The organism is Salibaculum sp., assembly GCF_035270045.1.
In the GTDB taxonomy this organism is placed as follows: domain Bacteria; phylum Pseudomonadota; class Alphaproteobacteria; order Rhodobacterales; family Rhodobacteraceae; genus Salibaculum.
Window position 1 is genome coordinate 37,890 of the sequence record NZ_DATFIP010000079.1, and the last position, 17,333, is coordinate 55,222.

The 17,333-nt window shown below is 66.9% G+C and carries 11 protein-coding genes; all 11 read left to right on the forward strand.

The annotated features are described in order from the left end of the window. Positions 1 to 20 precede the first annotated feature (20 nt). The 11 genes from VJ897_RS13815 (at position 21) to VJ897_RS13865 (ending at position 17,273) form a co-directional block, all read left to right on the forward strand. On the forward strand, positions 21 to 1,295 hold the full coding sequence (locus tag VJ897_RS13815; protein WP_324056278.1) for an extracellular solute-binding protein: 1,275 nt from the start codon (positions 21 to 23) through the stop codon (positions 1,293 to 1,295). Between the two features lie 68 nt (positions 1,296 to 1,363). Beyond that, positions 1,364 to 2,470 (forward strand): glycoside hydrolase 5 family protein, encoded by a 1,107-nt coding sequence (locus VJ897_RS13820; protein WP_324056279.1) that lies wholly within the window; start codon positions 1,364 to 1,366, stop codon positions 2,468 to 2,470. Between the two features lie 118 nt (positions 2,471 to 2,588). Next, on the forward strand, positions 2,589 to 4,184 hold the full coding sequence (locus VJ897_RS13825) for an alpha-glucosidase (protein WP_324056280.1): 1,596 nt from the start codon (positions 2,589 to 2,591) through the stop codon (positions 4,182 to 4,184). Positions 4,185 to 4,216: 32 nt separating this feature from the next. After that, entirely contained in the window at positions 4,217 to 6,373 is a 2,157-nt protein-coding gene (gene glgB, locus VJ897_RS13830; protein WP_324056281.1) for a 1,4-alpha-glucan branching protein GlgB, read from the forward strand. 14 nt (positions 6,374 to 6,387) lie between these two features. Continuing rightward, a complete protein-coding gene (gene glgC / locus VJ897_RS13835) occupies positions 6,388 to 7,647 on the forward strand; it encodes a glucose-1-phosphate adenylyltransferase (protein ID WP_324056282.1) in 1,260 nt (419 codons plus the stop codon). Further along, entirely contained in the window at positions 7,644 to 9,077 is a 1,434-nt protein-coding gene (gene glgA / locus VJ897_RS13840) for a glycogen synthase GlgA (RefSeq protein ID WP_324056283.1), read from the forward strand. The genes glgC and glgA overlap by 4 nt, the downstream gene beginning before the upstream one ends. Then, the gene (gene glgX, locus VJ897_RS13845) at positions 9,077 to 11,209 is read left to right on the forward strand and encodes a glycogen debranching protein GlgX (protein ID WP_324056284.1); all 2,133 of its coding nucleotides are present in this window, start codon (positions 9,077 to 9,079) and stop codon (positions 11,207 to 11,209) included. The genes glgA and glgX overlap by 1 nt, the downstream gene beginning before the upstream one ends. Next, positions 11,206 to 12,837 carry an alpha-D-glucose phosphate-specific phosphoglucomutase gene (locus tag VJ897_RS13850; RefSeq protein ID WP_324056285.1) on the forward strand — a complete coding sequence of 544 codons (1,632 nt, stop codon included), beginning with the start codon at positions 11,206 to 11,208 and terminating at the stop codon, positions 12,835 to 12,837. The genes glgX and VJ897_RS13850 overlap by 4 nt, the downstream gene beginning before the upstream one ends. A 135-nt stretch (positions 12,838 to 12,972) precedes the next feature. Further along, a complete protein-coding gene (locus tag VJ897_RS13855; protein WP_324056286.1) occupies positions 12,973 to 15,147 on the forward strand; it encodes a sensor histidine kinase in 2,175 nt (724 codons plus the stop codon). A 1-nt stretch (position 15,148) separates the two neighbouring features. Further along, on the forward strand, positions 15,149 to 15,793 hold the full coding sequence (locus VJ897_RS13860) for a response regulator (protein WP_324056287.1): 645 nt from the start codon (positions 15,149 to 15,151) through the stop codon (positions 15,791 to 15,793). 328 nt (positions 15,794 to 16,121) lie between these two features. Next, on the forward strand, positions 16,122 to 17,273 hold the full coding sequence (locus tag VJ897_RS13865) for a Swt1 family HEPN domain-containing protein (protein ID WP_324056288.1): 1,152 nt from the start codon (positions 16,122 to 16,124) through the stop codon (positions 17,271 to 17,273). The last annotated feature ends 60 nt before the right edge of the window (positions 17,274 to 17,333 follow it).

Genomic DNA, 17,333 nt, shown 5'->3' on the forward strand with positions numbered 1-17,333 from the left:
ACATCAAAGGGAGGAAACCAATGAAACATGTGCTACTCACCGCGGCGGCCGCCGCAACATTCGCCAGCGCCGCCCCGGCGCAGGAGGTGACGCTGGCCCGCTTCTTCGGGGCCTGCGAGGACGCCGGCACCGACACCACCACCAGTGTCGGCGAACCCTGCATCATCCAGTCGATCATCAACGCCGCCAGCGCCGAGATCGACGGCGTCACGATCAACACGCTGCCGACGGACTGGGGCAACTACTATGACCAGATCAAGGCGGCCTTTGCCGGCGGCACCCCGCCGGATGTCTTCGTGATGCACCGCCACCGGATCCCCGAATTCGCCGGGATCGGCGCGCTGGCCGAGATCTCGGACGACCTCGAGGCCGTGGGTATCGACCCGGCCGACTGGTCCGGGAACGCGCTTGAGGCCGTCAGCTACGAGGGCGGCATCTACGGTGTGCCGATGGATTTTCACGCCAACCTCTGGCACGTCAACATGGACCTGATGGCCGAGGCCGGGCTGGTCGAGAATGGCGAGCCCGTCCTGCCCAGTTCACCCGAGGAGCTGATGGAACATGCCCAGATGGTCAAGGACGCCACAGGACAGGATTACCTGGCCGCCGATTTTGCCCAGTTCCCCATCGGGGTGCGGCTGGTGCTGGCGTTGATGTGGCAGCAGGACGCGAACATCTTCACGGAGGACGGCACGGCCACCATCGATACCGAGGCGGGCGCCAATGCCGTGACCGCCATCACCCAGCTCTTCGATGCCGGGTTGGCCAATCCGCAGCTCAACTACGCGGACAGCCAGCAGTCCTTCCTCAACGGCGAGGCGGCGGTGCTGGTCAACGGGACCTGGGTCGTGGATTTCTACGATGCCGAGGCCGCCAAGGAAGAGGTCGGGCTGGACAACTACTATGCCGCCGACTTTCCCACCCTGTTCGACACCGGGGCAACCTGGGCCGACAGCCACATGTGGGCGATCCCCTCGACGCTGGAGGGTGACACGCGGGATGCGGCGATGCAGGTCCTGGCCTTCATCAACGACCACAACATCGACTGGGCCCGCACCGGGCACATGGCAGTGCGCAAGTCCGTTGTCGAAAGCGATGCCTACAACGCGCTGCCCCACCGCGACGAATACACCGGAACCGCGGCCATCGCCCGCGACACGCCGCCGTCGCCGCGCTACGGCGCCATTCAGGACGTGCTCAACCGCGAGCTTCAGGCGATCTGGCTGACCGACAAGCCGGTCGAGGCCGCGCTCTCGGATGCCGAACTCGAAGTCCAGGATTTGCTGGACCGCTGATAGCAACAGCGACAGGCCCCGCCCCAGGTTTGGCGGGGCCTGTCTGTCTTCACGGAACGGAATACGACATGGACCGCTGGAGCGAAGCCCGCGCGAAAGACTGGTGGACGGCCCGCCCCTGGGTGTGCGGGATCAATTTCCTGCCCTCGACGGCCGTCAATTTCATCGAGATGTGGCACCCCGAAACCTTCGATCCGGCGACGATCGACCGCGAACTCGGCTGGGCCGCAGGGATCGGCTTCAGCGCCATCCGCGTCAATCTGCCCTTTCACGGCTGGCTGCACGACCGCGACGGGCTGCTGGACCGGCTGGACCGGGTCATGGGGATCGCCGCCCATCACGGGCTGGATACCGTGCCTTGCCTGTTCGACGACTGCGGCTTCGGCGGGGCGGAGCCTGTCTGGGGTCCGCAGGCGGACCCGGTGCCGGGGGTCCACAACAGCCGCGCCGTGGCCTCGCCCGGCCGTGCGCTGGTGATTTCGGGTGACAAGGACGCCGAGCTGGAAGCCTACGTCAGGGACGTGGTGCGCAGCTTTCGCACCGATCCGCGGGTGTTGTTCTGGGATCTCTACAACGAGCCGGGCAACCGCATGGATTTCGCCGGCGCCGACTACGGCAGCTTCGACAGCGCGCTGGGCGACCATGCGCTGACGCTGATGGAGAATTGCTTTGCCTGGGCGCGGGCCGAAGATCCCGCGGCGCCGCTGACGGTGGCGGCCTGGACGACGCCGTTGCCGGGCGACGACGCGCATCCCTACCAGACCGAGATCGACCGCAGTGCCTTGCTGCATTCCGACATCATCACCTTTCACGCCTATTGGGACAGCCGCCGTGTGGCGCAGTTCATCGACTACCTCGAAGTGCTGGATCGTCCGATCCTCTGCACGGAATGGATGGCCCGCGCCGTGGACAGCCGCATCTCGGACCAGTTGGCGCTTTTCCACGCGCGCGACGTGGGCTGTTTCCAGTGGGGGCTGGTCAAGGGCAGGACCCAGACCTGGCTGCCCTGGCCCGATGACCTTGTGCGTGCGCATGGCGGACAGCCCGACCGGGCGACCTGGTTCCACGATCTTCTGCATCCCGACGGATCCCCCTACGACCCGGACGAGGTTGCCACGATCCGGGGCCTGGCCGGGCCGTCCACGGCCCGAAGGCGGCGCGCGCCCGGCGCGTGATCCCGGCGCGCTGCGGTTGCTCCGGGCGATGGCGACGCCTATAGAGGGGTGCATGTTAGGGCTAACACGGGGGTGCTCTGGCACGTGGCTCTGACAGCTTTGAAAAAGGGGATCGCGTATGGCAGACGGGCAGGACTGGTGGCGCGGGTCGGTGACTTATCAGATCTATCCCCGATCCTTCATGGATGCGGACGGGGACGGTATCGGCGACCTGAAGGGCATAACGGCGCGGCTCGATCACGTGGCCGGGCTGGGGGTGGATGCGATCTGGGTCAGCCCGGTCTTTCCCTCGCCGATGGCCGACATGGGCTATGATGTCTCGGACTACTGCGACATCGACCCCACCTTCGGCACGCTTGAGGATTTCGACGAGATGGTGGCCCGGGCACATGACCTCGGGCTCAAGGTCATCATCGACCAGGTGCTCAGCCATGCCTCGGACCAGCACCCCCATTTCATCGAAAGCCGCGCCAGCCGCGACAACGAAAAGGCCGACTGGTTCGTCTGGGCCGACCCGAAACCCGACGGCACGCCGCCGAACAACTGGCTGGCGATCTTCGGCGGGTCGGCCTGGCAATGGGATGCGCGGCGGCGGCAGTATTACTTTCACAATTTCCTGCCCGAACAGCCCGACTGGAACTTCCATAACCCACAGGTGCAGGATTACCTGCTGGATTGCGTGCGGTTCTGGCTGGACCGGGGCGTGGACGGCTTCCGGCTGGACACGGTCAACTTCTACGTCCACGACCAGATGCTGCGCGACAACGCGGCCAACCCCGCGCCCGGGGCGCAGGAGGCCAGCCGCCCCTTCGAGATGCAGTATACCCTGTTTTCCAAGAACCGGCCCGAGAACCTGACGTTCCTTGAGCGGTTGCGCGCGCTGCTGGACGAATACGAAGGCCGCGCCATGGTGGGCGAGGTCGGCGACAGTCACCACGCGATCGAACTGATGGGGCAGTATACCTCGGGGGGCGACCGCCTGCACATGGCCTACAGCTTCGAGATGCTGGGACCGGATTTCTCGCCCGGGCATTTCCGCGAAAGGGTCGAGTCGTTCTTCAGGCATGCCCCCGACGGCTGGCCCTGCTGGGCCTTTTCCAACCACGACGTGCCGCGCCATGTCGGGCGCTGGCTGGACCATGGCGCCGACCAGGACGCATTGGCCAGGCAGGCCGCGGCGTTGCTGCTTTCCCTGGAGGGGTCGATCTGCCTCTACCAGGGCGAGGAACTGGGCCAGGTCGATACGGTGCTGGCCTTCGAGGAACTGACCGACCCCGAGGGCATCAACTTCTGGCCGGAACGGACCGGCCGCGACGGGTGCCGCACGCCCATGACCTGGGAGGCCGAGGCGCCCAACGGCGGGTTCTCGACGGCCGATCGGCCCTGGCTGCCGGTCAAGGCGCCCCAGCAGGCCAGGGCGGTCTCGACCCAGCGGGACAATGACAGCGTGCTGGCCTTCTATCGCGCCATGCTGGCCCTGCGCCGGAGCGACCCCGATCTGCGCCTTGGCAAAACGGAGTTTTTGAATCACGACGATCCGGTGCTAGGCTTCCGCCGTGGAGAGGCCATGATCTGCATCTTCAACCTTTCGCCCGAGACGGTGTCGCTGCCGCTGGAGGAACCGATCGTGCCGTTGCTTGACCAGGTGGCCGAGGTGTCCGGCCGCGACCTAACGCTCGGGCCGAACGGTTTCGTCATCGGGCGGGTGGCATGACCGGCCCGGCGCCGCGCCGCCTGCCGCCGCACATGACCGAGGGCGATGTCGCCGCCCTGCTTGCCGCACGTCATGACCGGCCCTTCGATGTGCTGGGGATTCATGTGGCCGAAGCGGGCGCGTGGTGCGTCGCATTGGTGCCCGAGGCCACTCGGGTCACGGTGATCCAGGCTGGCAGGACGGTGCCTCTCGCCCGCTTGGACGGCCCACTCTTCGCCGCGCCGGTGCCCGATGCGACGGCAACCTATCGGCTTTCGGCGAACTGGCCCGATGGCACGGAACTCGATTTCGAGGACCCCTATCGATTCGCCCCTGTCCTGGGCGACATTGACCGGCACCTGATCGGCGAGGGCCGGCATCGCAAGCTCTGGACGGCGCTTGGGGCCCATGTGACCGAGGTCGAAGGTGTCACCGGCACCCATTTCGCGGTCTGGGCCCCGAATGCCACGCGCGTTTCGGTCGTGGGCGATTTCAATTTCTGGGACGGGCGGCGCCATGCGATGCGCCGCGTCGGAGAGACCGGCGCGTGGGAAATCTTCCTGCCCGGCCTGGGCGATGGCACGCTTTACAAGTACGAGATCGCCTCGCCCGAGGGTGCGCCGCTTCTCAAGGCAGACCCGGTGGGATTCGGCGCGCAATACCGGCCCGAGACGGCCTCGATCGTGCGTGACATTTCCGGGCACCGCTGGGCCGATGATGCCTGGATGGCCCGGCGGGGACAGGTGCAGCGGCACGATGAGCCGATCTCGGTCTACGAGGTGCACCTTGGGTCGTGGCGGCGCGGCGCGGAGGGCGAAAGCCTTGGCTACGAGGCCCTGGCGAGCGAGCTTGTCGACTACGCGTCCTGGATGGGCTTCACCCACCTGGAATTCCTGCCGGTCAGCGAGTACCCCTTCGACGGGTCCTGGGGCTATCAGCCGCTTGGCATGTATGCGCCGACCAGCCGCTTCGGCCCGCCCGGGGCCTTTCGCGCGCTGGTCGAGGCGGCGCACGCGGCGGGGCTGGGGGTGCTTCTGGACTGGGTGCCGGGGCATTTCCCGGCGGATGCCCACGGGCTGGCGCGCTTCGACGGCACGCATCTCTACGAACATGCCGACCCGCGCGAGGGCTATCACCCCGACTGGAACACGCTGATCTACAACTTCGGCCGCGCCGAGGTGCGCAATTTCCTGACCGCGAACGCGCTCTACTGGCTGGAGGAATACCATGTCGACGGGCTGCGCGTGGATGCCGTGGCCTCGATGCTCTACCGCGATTATTCGCGCACGGACGACGAATGGATTCCCAACCGCGACGGCGGCCGCGAGAACTACGAGGCCATTGATTTCCTGCAGGAAATGAACACGCTGTGCTATGGTGAGGCCGAGGGTGCCATGACCGTGGCCGAGGAATCAACGGCCTTCCCGGGCGTTTCGGCCCCGGTCCATGAGGGTGGGCTGGGCTTTGGCTTCAAGTGGAACATGGGGTGGATGAACGACACCCTGCGCTACATGCAGACCGATCCGATCCACCGGTCCCACGATCACCACCTGCTGACGCATCCCATCGACTATTCCTTCTCCGAGAACTTCATCCTGCCGATCAGCCATGACGAGGTCGTCCATGGCAAGGGCGCGATGATCGGCAAGATGCCCGGCCCGGAATGGGAGAGATTCGCGAACCTGCGCGCCTACTACGGGTTCATGTGGGGGCATCCGGGCAAGAAGCTGCTCTTCATGGGCTGCGAGATCGCGCAGGAGGCCGAGTGGAACCACGACGCCGCGCTGGACTGGGTCGCCGCGCAGGCAGGCCCCCGGCGCGGGGTGCAGCTGCTGGTGCGTGATCTCAACCGGCTTTACCGTCACACGCCCGCCTTGCACCGCCGCGATTGCGACCCGTCCGGCTTCCGCTGGATCGCCAATGATCCCGAGCGGTCGTTGACGGCCTTTGCCCGCTTCGGTGACGACGGTGACGCCCCCGTTGTCATCGTCTGCAACTTCACACCGGTCGAGCGGCGCTGGCACATCGGGCTGCCCCGATCCGGCACCTGGGACGAGGTGCTCAACACCGATGCAGCGGTCTATGGCGGCGGCGGCCGGGGCAACCACGGTACCGTCCGATCCCGGGAGGGGGATCGCGACGGACTGGCGCAGTCGGCCGAGATCGCGGTGCCGCCGCTGGCCGCGCTGATGCTGCGCCACAGGACATGAGGGAGGAGAGGACCATGGTGGAAAAGAAACGGCTGACGCAGAGGTCGATGGCATTCGTGCTGGCCGGCGGGCGCGGATCGCGGCTCAAGGAACTCACCGACAGGCGTGTGAAACCGGCGGTCCATTTCGGCGGCAAGACCCGGATCATCGACTTCGCCCTGTCGAACGCGATGAACTCGGGCATCCGCCAGATCGCCGTGGCCACGCAGTACAAGGCGCATTCGCTGATCCGCCATTGCCACCGGGGCTGGAACTTCTTCCGCTCCGAACGCAACGAGTTCCTCGATATCCTGCCTGCCTCGCAGCGCGTGACCGGGGATCACTGGTATCGCGGCACCGCCGACGCGGTCACTCAGAACATCGACATCATCGACAGCTACGACATCGAATACATCGTCGTGCTGGCCGGCGATCATATCTACAAGATGGACTACGAGATCATGCTGTCCCAGCACGTTGAGTCCGGCGCGGACGTCACCGTGGGCTGCCTGACCGTCCCGCGCGAGGAGGCCTCGGCCTTCGGCGTGATGGCGGTGGATTCCGACAGCCGCATCACCTCGTTCCTGGAAAAGCCCGCCGATCCGCCCGCCACCCCAGAGGACCCGGACAAGGCGCTGGCCTCGATGGGGATCTACGTTTTCCGCTGGTCCTACCTGCGCGATCTTCTTTTAGCCGATGCCGAGGACCCGGACTCGGCGCATGATTTCGGCGGCGACCTGATCCCCGGCATCGTCAGCGGCGGCAAGGCCGTGGCGCACCGCTTCGACGACAGCTGCGTGCGGGCCGAGGGCGCGCCCAGCTACTGGCGCGACGTGGGCACCCTGGATGCCTTCTGGGAAGCCAACATCGACATGACGGATTTCACCCCCGAGCTGGACCTCTGGGACAGGACCTGGCCGATCTGGACCTATTCGGAGAACCTGCCGCCGGCCAAGTTCATCCATGACCAGAAGGACCGGCGCGGGGTTGCCATATCCTCCATGGTGTCGGGGGGCTGCATCATCTCGGGGACCGAGGTGCGCAATTCGCTGCTGTTTTCCAAGGTGCACACCAATTCGTATGCCGTGCTCGATCATTCGGTCGTCCTGCCCGAGGTGGTCATCAACCGCTCGGCCCGGCTGCGCAAATGCGTGATCGACCGCGGCGTGGAAATCCCCCGCGGCCTCGTCGTGGGCGAGGACCCGGCCGAGGACGCCCGGTTCTTCCGCGTCACGGACAAGGGCACGACACTGATCACCCAGCCCATGGTCGAGGCGTGGCGGGCAGCGCAGTGAGCGATCCGGCGATACGGGTTCTTTCGGTCACGTCGGAATGCGCGCCACTGGTCAAGACCGGCGGCCTCGCCGATGTGGCCGGTGCGTTGCCCGCGGCGCTGGCCGGGCAGGGTGTCGAAATGCGAACGCTGCTGCCCGGCTACCGGGCGGTTCTTGAGGCCCTTGACGGGGCGACGCCCGTCGCCCGCATCCCGACGCTCTTTGGCGGGCCGGGGCGGCTGCTGGCGGGGCGCGCGGCGGGGCTGGATCTGCTGGTGGTCGAGGCGCCGCATCTCTTTGATCGGGCCGGCGGCCCCTACCTGGACACCGACGGCCACGACTGGCCCGACAATCCCGAACGCTTTGCCGCGCTGGCCCGGGTGGCCGCGGATATCGCGGCCTGCCGCCTTGGCGACTGGCGCCCCGACCTGGTTCATTGCCACGACTGGCAGGCGGGGCTGGTGCCCTACTACCTGCGGCGCGACAAGACCGGTGTGCCCAGCGTCCTGACAATCCACAACATCGCCTTCCAGGGGCTTGCCCCCATGGCGCGGGCTTCTGGCCTAGGGATCGTGGGTGCCGACCTCGACAAGGAAGGGGTCGAATACTGGGGGCAGGTCTCGATGCTCAAGGCCGGGCTGGTCTTTGCCGATCGCCTGACCACGGTTTCTCCCACCTATGCCGAGGAACTGATGACCCCCGACTTCGGCATGGGCCTCGACGGGGTGCTGCGCGCCCGGCGGGCCGACCTGGGCGGCATCCTCAACGGCATCGACCTTGACGCCTGGTCGCCCGGCACCGACCCCGAAATCCGCCCTTACAAGACCCCGCGCGGCAAACCGGCCAACCGCGCTGCCCTGCGCGCCGAACTGTGCCTGCCGGAGGCGCCCGGCCCGCTGTGCGTGGTGGTGTCTCGGCTGACCGAGCAGAAGGGGCTGGACCTGTTGCTGGAGGCCCTGCCGCGCTTGTTGGCGCGGGGCGGGCAACTGGCGGTGCTCGGCAGCGGCGCGGCGGCGCTGGAGGGCGCCTTTCGCGCCGTCGACGACCCGAACGTCGCGGTGCGCATCGGCTACGACGAGGCCCTGTCGCATCGCATGATCGCCGGCGGGGATGCCATCCTGGTCCCCTCGCGCTTCGAGCCCTGCGGGCTGACGCAGCTTTACGGGCTGCGCTACGGCACCCTGCCGCTGGTGGCCCTGACCGGCGGGCTGGCCGATACCGTGATCCCGGCGACACCGGCCACGATGGCACGGCGGGTCGCGACGGGCATCCAGTTCAACCCCGTGACCGCCGAGGCGCTTGGCAACGCGCTGTCGCGCCTGTGCGACCTTTTCGCGGCGCCCGATCTGTGGTCAAGGATGCAGCGCAACGCCATGGCGCACCCGGTTGGCTGGGGGCCCTCGGCTGCGGCCTATGCCGCGCTTTACGCCGACCTGACCGGGGAGACCTGATGACATCCTATCAACTCAGCGCCGGGCGGCCCAATCCGCTGGGGGCGACCTTCGATGGCGAAGGGGTGAATTTCGCCGTCTTCTCGCAACATGCCACCAAGGTGACGCTCTGCCTGTGCGACGAGACCGGCGAAGAGGTCTACCTGGTGGACCTGGCCGAACGCGAGGGCCACATCTGGCACGGCTACATCGCCGGGCTGCGCCCGGGCCAGAAATACGGCTACCGCGTACACGGCCCCTATGCGCCGGCCGAAGGGCACCGCTTCAACCCGCACAAGTTCCTGGTCGATCCCTATGCAAAGCAGCTGACCGGGCACCTGGAATGGCACGATGCGCTTTACGGCTACGAGATCGGCCATGCCGACGGGGACCTGAGCTTCGACAGCCGTGACAGCGCCCCCTACATGCCGCGTTCGGTGGTGGTGGACCCGGCCTTCACCTGGGGCCGGCAGGACCAGATGCGGCTGGACACGCGCTGGACGGACACCATCCTCTACGAGGCCCACGTCAAGGGGCTGACGGCCGGGCGCGACGACATCCCCCACGCGGGGCGTTTCCTGGCCATGTCGTCAGAACCGATGCTGCGCCACCTGCGCAACCTGGGCGTGACCGCGATCGAGCTGATGCCGATCCATGCCAGCGTCGACGACCGCTTCCTGGTGGACCGCGGCCTGAGCAACTACTGGGGCTACATGACGCTGGGGTTCTTCGCGCCGGACCCGCGCTTCATGAGCGGGCGCGACATCTCGGAGTTCCAGCAGATGGTGGCCCGGTTCCATTCCGCCGGGATCGAGGTCATCCTCGACGTGGTCTACAACCATACCGCCGAGGGCGACCACCGCGGCCCGACACTGTCTTTCCGCGGCTTCGACAACGCCAGCTATTACCGCCTGGCCGAGAACCCGCGCCACTACGTCAACGACACCGGCTGCGGCAACACGCTGGACCTAGATCACCCCTTCGTGCTGCGCATGGTGATGGATTCGCTGCGCTACTGGGTCGAGGTCATGCACGTGGACGGGTTTCGCTTCGACCTGGCCTCGACCTTGGCCCGGACGGGTGGGGACTTTGACCGCGACGGCCCCTTCTGCCGCGCGATCCGGCAGGACCCGGTGCTCAACAAGGTCAAGATGATCGCCGAACCCTGGGATGTCGGCCACGGCGGCTATCAGCTGGGGGCTTTCCCCTCGCCATTTGCCGAATGGAACGACAAGTACCGCGACAATGTCCGCCGATTCTGGCGCGGCGATGCCCACATGACCCGCAAGCTGGCCGGGCATGTCGCCGGATCGGCCCTTCGGTTCGATCACGACGGCCGGCCCGCCACCGCCTCGGTCAACTTCGTGACGGCGCATGACGGGTTCACCCTGATGGATACGGTCAGTTACAGCCACAAGCATAACGCGGCCAACGGCGAAGACGGCCGCGACGGGCACGATCACAACCATTCGGACAACTGTGGCCACGAGGGGCCGACCGGGGACGCGGATATCATTTCCCGCCGGGCGCGGCGGCGGCGCAACATGTTCGCGACCGTGATGCTCAGCCAGGGGACGCCGATGATCCTGGCCGGGGATGAACTGGGCAATTCGCAGGGCGGCAACAATAACGCCTATTGCCAGGACAACGATATCGGCTGGGTCGACTGGGAGGCCGCCGACCCGGATTTCCTGGCCTTCTGCCGCCGGATTATCGCCTTTCGCAAGGCCAATCCGATCCTGCGGCAGAAGCGGTTCCTGCATGCCGGCACCCGCGCGGTTGATGGCAAGCCGGATGTCTTCTGGCGCCGCGCCGACGGCCATGCCATGATGGAGGAGGACTGGGTCGATCCGGACCTGCGCTGCCTGGGCGTCGAGATGCGCATGGCCCGTGGCACCCCGGCCTATGAGCCGCGCTACGGGGCCGTCTACCTGCTGTTCAACGCCGGTGGCCAGACGCGGGCGGTGCTGCCCGAGGCCATGCCGGGGCATCGCTGGCAGCGGGTCATCGACAGCTCGGGCCAGTCCGCGGGGCCACCGGACCAGCGCGGTGTGGCCATTGCCGCGGACAGCGTCGTGGCGTTCGAGTTGTCCCCCATGACCGACAGCGCGGCCCGATCACGACCAGAGCACGCAGGGAGGGCAAAGGCATGACCCGTCAGACCGTCACAACCACCCCCGTCGCGGGGCAGAAACCCGGCACCAGCGGATTGCGCAAGAAGACCCAGGTCTTCATGGCACCCGGTTACCTGGAAAACTACGTGCAGGCGATCTTCGATGGCATCGGCGGGGTCATGGGCAAGACGCTGGTGATCGGTGGCGACGGGCGCTATTTCAACGACAAGGCCACCGTGACAATCCTGGCGATGGCGGCGGCCAATGGCGCGGCGCGCTGCATCGTCGGGCAGGGCGGGCTGTTGTCGACGCCCGCTGCCTCGCACCTGATCCGAAGGCGCGGCGCCGATGGCGGGCTGATCCTGTCGGCCAGTCACAACCCCGGCGGCCCGGACGCGGATTTCGGCCTGAAATACAACGGCCCCAATGGTGGCCCGGCCCCCGAGTCCGTCACCGGGGCGATCCACGCCCGCACGCTGGACATCACCGAATACCATGTCTTCAAGGGGGGCACGGTGGCGCTCGACCGTATCGGAGAGAATCGCTTGGGCGACATGGTGGTCGAGATCGTGGACCCCGTCGCCGATTATGCCGCCCTCATGGAAGAGCTTTTCGATTTCGGGGCCATCTCGGCGCTGTTGCGCAGCGGCTTCCGCGTCTGTTTCGACGCGATGCACGCCGTTACCGGGCCCTATGCGCGCGAGATCCTCGAAACCCGGCTGGGCGCCCCCGCGGGCACGGTCATCAACGCGGTGCCCGACCCTGCCTTCGGCGGCGGTCATCCCGACCCCAACCCGGTCTGGGCGGCGGAGTTGATGGCGCGGATGTATTCGGCGGATGCCCCGGATTTCGGGGCCGCCTCGGATGGCGATGGCGACCGCAACATGATCCTGGGCCGCAACTGCTATGTCAGCCCCTCCGACAGCCTTGCGGTGCTTGCCGACCGCGCCCACCTGGCGCCGGGCTATGCCGGGGGGCTGGCCGGGGTGGCCCGGTCGATGCCGACCTCGGCGGCGGCCGATCGCGTGGCGGAGGCCCGTGGCATGGCCTGCTACGAGACCCCGACGGGCTGGAAATTCTTCGGCAACCTGCTCGACGCAGGGCGCGTGACGCTCTGTGGCGAGGAAAGCGCGGGCACCGGGTCGTCCCACGTGCGTGAAAAGGACGGGCTGTGGGCGGTGCTGCTGTGGCTGAACATCCTCGCGGTGACCGGCAAGTCGGTGGCCGGGCTGCTGGCCGAGCATTGGGCGCGCTACGGGCGCAACTACTACTCGCGACACGACTACGAGGCCGTGGACAGCGCCGTGGCCGAAGCGATCATGGCCGACCTGGAGGCCCGCCTGGACGACTTGCCCGGCGCGCAGGCCGCCGGGCTGACCGTGGCGCGGGCGGATGTCTTTTCCTATCATGACCCCGTCGATGGGTCGGTGGCAAAGGCGCAGGGGCTGCGCATCTTCTTCGAGGGTGGCGCGCGGGTCGTGCTGCGGCTGTCGGGGACCGGCACCGAGGGGGCAACCCTGAGGGTCTATCTCGAACAGCTGGAAACCGACCCCGAGGCGCTCCACCAGGACCCCCAAAAAGCGCTGGCGCCTGTTATCGCCGCCACCGAGGAACTGGCCGGGATCGCCGCGCGCAGCGGGCGCCGCGCACCCGATGTCATCACCTGAGAGGCTCGCCCGGCCTGGGTCGGGGCCAGCGAGGAGCCACCGGCAAACAGTGTCGCGGCTACCCCTTTCGGGGGAGGTGATCGGCGCGCGAAACTGGCTATAGTCGGGGTCAATCCATGGCCGGAGGTCCCGCGAGTGCGCGCCCGTTACACCCCTGTCCTGATTCTCGCCCCGGCGCTGGTGCTGGCTGCGATTGGCGCGCTGGGTGCCGTGCTGCTGGCGCTGGATCAGCCCTGGGCGGGGATCGATCTGGCCGTCACCGTGGACGGGCAGGGGATTGTCCTGGCCGGTGTGGACCCTGCGGGGCCGAATGCCGACCTCGCGCCCGGTGACCGGCTGCTTGCGCTTGCCGCCGCCGACGACGGGACCCGCGTTGAATTTCGCCCGGCCGACCTGGCAGAGGAACCGGACGTGGCCGACAGCTTCGCCGCGCTGGACGGGGTGTTCTTTGCCCGGCAGGGCCAGATTCACGATATCCTGGAGGCCGGTCGGGTCATGGCGACGCTGGCCCCCGCCGATGGTCCGGAACGCGACGTCACGCTGGCCACAGTCCCCGCGCGCCCCGTCGGCGACCTGCCGGTCGTCTTCTGGGTGCAGGTGCTGGTGGGCGTCACCGGCCTGGTCATGGGCACATGGGTCTGGAGCCTGCGCGGCCGGGACCTGGCCGCTTTCATGTTCGCGCTGGCCGGCGCGGGGTTGGCGCTCTCGGCCCTTTGCGCCTCGGTCTACAGCACGCGCGAGGTGGCCATGCCCGAGGGGCTGTTCCGCGCCCTGTCCAACATGAACAATACGGGATCGCTGACCTTCGGGGCGGGCATGATCGGGCTGTTGCTGCGTTATCCCGCGAAATTGACCGGCGTGCTCGGCGCCTTCGTGCCGGCGGTGATCCTGGCCGCCGTCGTGGCGGCGGATGTGCTGCGCCTGGCGCCCGGTCCGGCCTACACCCGCTATTTGCCGATCCTGCTCGCCATGCTGGCCATTGTCGCCTGCCTGGGCCTGCAAATGCGCGCCACGCGGGGCGATCCGCGCGGCCGGGCGACCCTGCGCTGGCTTGGGCTGTCGGTCCTCCTCGGGACCGGGGCCTTCACGCTGACGATCATCGTGCCGCATCTGCTGGGGGCCGACGTCACCCTGTCTCAGGGGTATGCCTTCCTGTTCTTCCTGCTGATCTATGCCGGGCTGGCCGTCGGTGTGCGCCGCACCCGGCTGTTCAACCTGGAAAAGTGGGCCTTCCGCATCCTCTTCACCATGGTGGCGGTGATGTTGATCGTGGCCCTGGACGCGGTGCTGGTCCTGGCACTGTCGGTCGAGGCGGGCCCGGCGCTGAGCCTGTCCTTCGTCGTCGTGACCCTGGCCTACCTGCCCTTCAGAGAGGCGATATGGCGGCGCATCTTCACGCCGGTGGAGCCGCAGCGCCAGCGCCTGTTCAGCCAGATCGTGGACATCGCCCTGACGCCGCCAGGCGGCAGCCAGGCGGCGCGCTGGCGTGCCCTGCTCGAGAACCTGTTCCATCCCCTCCACATCGAGCAGGCCGGTCGTGACACCGGGCCAGGTGCGGAACTGGACGAGGGCGGGTTGGGCCTGACGGTGCCGGCAGCGGGTCGCGTACCGGCGCTCCGGCTGTCCTATGCGGGGGGCGGACGGCGCTTGTTCCGGCCCCGCGACGTCGCGCTGGTGGACGAGATGGTCGCCATGCTGGCCCATTCCGTCGAAACCGGCCGCGCCTATGAAAAGGGCGTGGCCACGGAACGGGCCCGCATCTCGCGCGACATGCACGACAACATCGGTGCGCAGCTGCTCAGCGCCCTGCACAGTGCCGACGCGCCCCGCAAGGACGGGCTGATCCGCGAGGCCCTGTCCGAGTTGCGTGCGATCATCAACGCCCCGGCGGCCGACGAGGTGCCGCTGGACGAGATCCTGGCCAACCTGCGTGCCGAGACGGCGGAACGGCTGGATGCTGCCGGCATGGCGCTGGGCTGGCATGTCACGGGCACGGCAGGCGCAGTGCTGGCGCCGCAACAGGCGCATGCCCTGCGCGCGGTCCTGCGCGAGGCCGTCAGCAACGCGATCCGCCATTCCGCGGCCGGGCGCGTGGACGTTGAACTGGCCGCGGACGATGCCGGGCTGCAGATCCGTGTGATCGACGACGGCACAGGCTTCGATGCCGGGCACCTTTCCGATGGGCACGGGCTGGCCAACATGCGCAGCCGTATCGAGGGTTTGGGCGGCGAGATCGAGATCGCCCCGGCTGCACGGGGAACCCGGCTGCGCGCCCGTCTTCCCGGCGCCGCCATGCAGGGGAGCAGCTGACATGAAACGAATCCTGATCGTCGAGGACATCACCGTGACCCGCGACTGGCTGGCCGGGATCGCGCGGGCGGCCTTTCCCGGTTGCGAGATCACCGGCGCGGGGACCATGCGCGCCGGTATCGCCGAGGTGGCCCGGCGTGACTTCGACCTGGCGGTGATCGACCTGGGCCTGCCTGATGGCTCGGGGATGGAAGTGTTGCGCAACCTGCGCCTGGTGCGCCCCGAGACGGTGGCCGTGGTCAGCACCGTGATGGGCGACGACGCACATATCGTGGCCGCGCTGTCGGCCGGGGCCGAAGGCTATCTTCTCAAGGAACAGCCCGAGGACCTGCTGCGCCACCAGCTGGGCCAGTTGGCCAACGGTATCCCTGCGCTGACCCCCTCGATCGCGCGGCGCATCATGGAGCATTTCCGTTATACCGGACCCGCCGAACAGCCCGAGGACGAGCTGACGGTGCGCGAACGCGAGATCCTGGCGCTGATCGCGCGGGGGTTGCGCAACGCCGAGGTCGCCGTCGAGACGGGTCTGGCCGTGGGCACCGTGGCCAGCCACATCAAGTCGATTTACCGCAAGCTGGGCATCTCCTCGCGCGCCGAGGCCGCCTGGCACGCCGCGCGCATGGGCCTGATCACGCCGGGCGGCTAGGGCGCGCCACGCGGCGACAGGCGCCCGCTCCGCGCCGGGGCGCGTCCGTGATCGCGCAGGGTAGGTCGAAAGGGCAGCTATAAGCGGTGAGCGGGGTTTGCAAACTTGGGTGTTCATCATTGCCCCTACAGGCATACTCGGCCCAGAGCGGTCATTCAATTTGATCGTTGATGCCGCATTGCATCTGACCGAAAGCGGACGCTGGCCAGCGCTTGTACAGAAGTGATTACTTGGACTTGTTAAAATCAGTTTTTGGCAGAAACGAAAGCTGGCAATCCAAGGACACGGACGGCAAAATCGAAGCCGTTGCGGAACCGGGAGGCAAAGCGTGACAGAGGGCAAATTTAAGAAGCTGACCGCGCAATTGCAGCCGCTTGTGGACATTGAACGGGCACTCGGTGGCAACAATGCGCTCGCCAGGATTGCAAAGGACATGGAGCATCAGAAGAACGTGCTGAGTGCGGCTTATGGGCCTGTGGAAGAACTCCGACGTAGCGGTGTCCTCGCAGCGTTAACCGAGCAAGGTGGCAACTTCGCAGAGCTGCAGAAACAACTCGCGCTATCGACCGATCGCTTCAAACTGCCGGAATTCAAGCTCGCGACGGAGCTGATGGAAGCCTACCGGGCCGACCACGCTTCCGAACTCGTCAAACATTTCAAAGATCATCAGGACTACCTTCGCCGGGCGACAGAGGCCATCCGAAGCCCCTGGCTCGACATGCAAGCGCAGATGCGCTCCGTCGGCGCCTTCGCCGACATTCAAAGCATGGGTTTTGCGCTACATAACATTCCGGCCTTCGACGATCGTCTGACCGAACTCTTGCGCCTCGATCTCGGAGACTGGCAGGACCGAATCAACTTTCCGAAAAAGATCTTTGATGATCCGCTTGCGCGTTCGGCGTTCTACCAAGAGCGTGGCTTTGACCCCGCGTTAACTGCGTTTCCGACGGACGCCTTCGGCGAGAGCCTTGATATTGCCGGACTGAGGGGCGCGCCAGCACCAATCATCGATGCCTACGACTACGAAGAGGTCAGGGAAGAAGACGAGCAAGAAGCAGAGTTCGCGCGGACGAATGCTGCCCATGGCCGGCTGCAGCGCTTTGAAACGCAGCTTCGCCAATTCATCGACGAGCAGATGACCAAGGCGTTTGGCGATCAGTGGATTAAACACCACGTCCCCGGCGACATGCGCAAGAGCTGGATCGACAAGCGAGAGAGGGCGCGTGCCAACGGCGAGGTTGATCACCCACTTATAGCCTACGCGGATTTCAGCGACTACGTGCCGATCATTACGCAGAAGAACAACTGGAACGAAGTTTTCAAACCGGTGTTCAGCCGTCCGACTTTCGTGCAGGAGTCGTTCCAGCGTCTCTATCCAATCCGGATCTGCACGATGCACGCCCGCATGATCACCCAGGATGACGAACTCTATCTCTATGTGGAAACCAAGCGGGTCCTCTCAGCAATCGGCATTGAGTGACCCCGCCAAGCCTCATGATGTGCCGTCAGGCGGTTCGCTTCCGCGCGTTGCCGTCGTTCG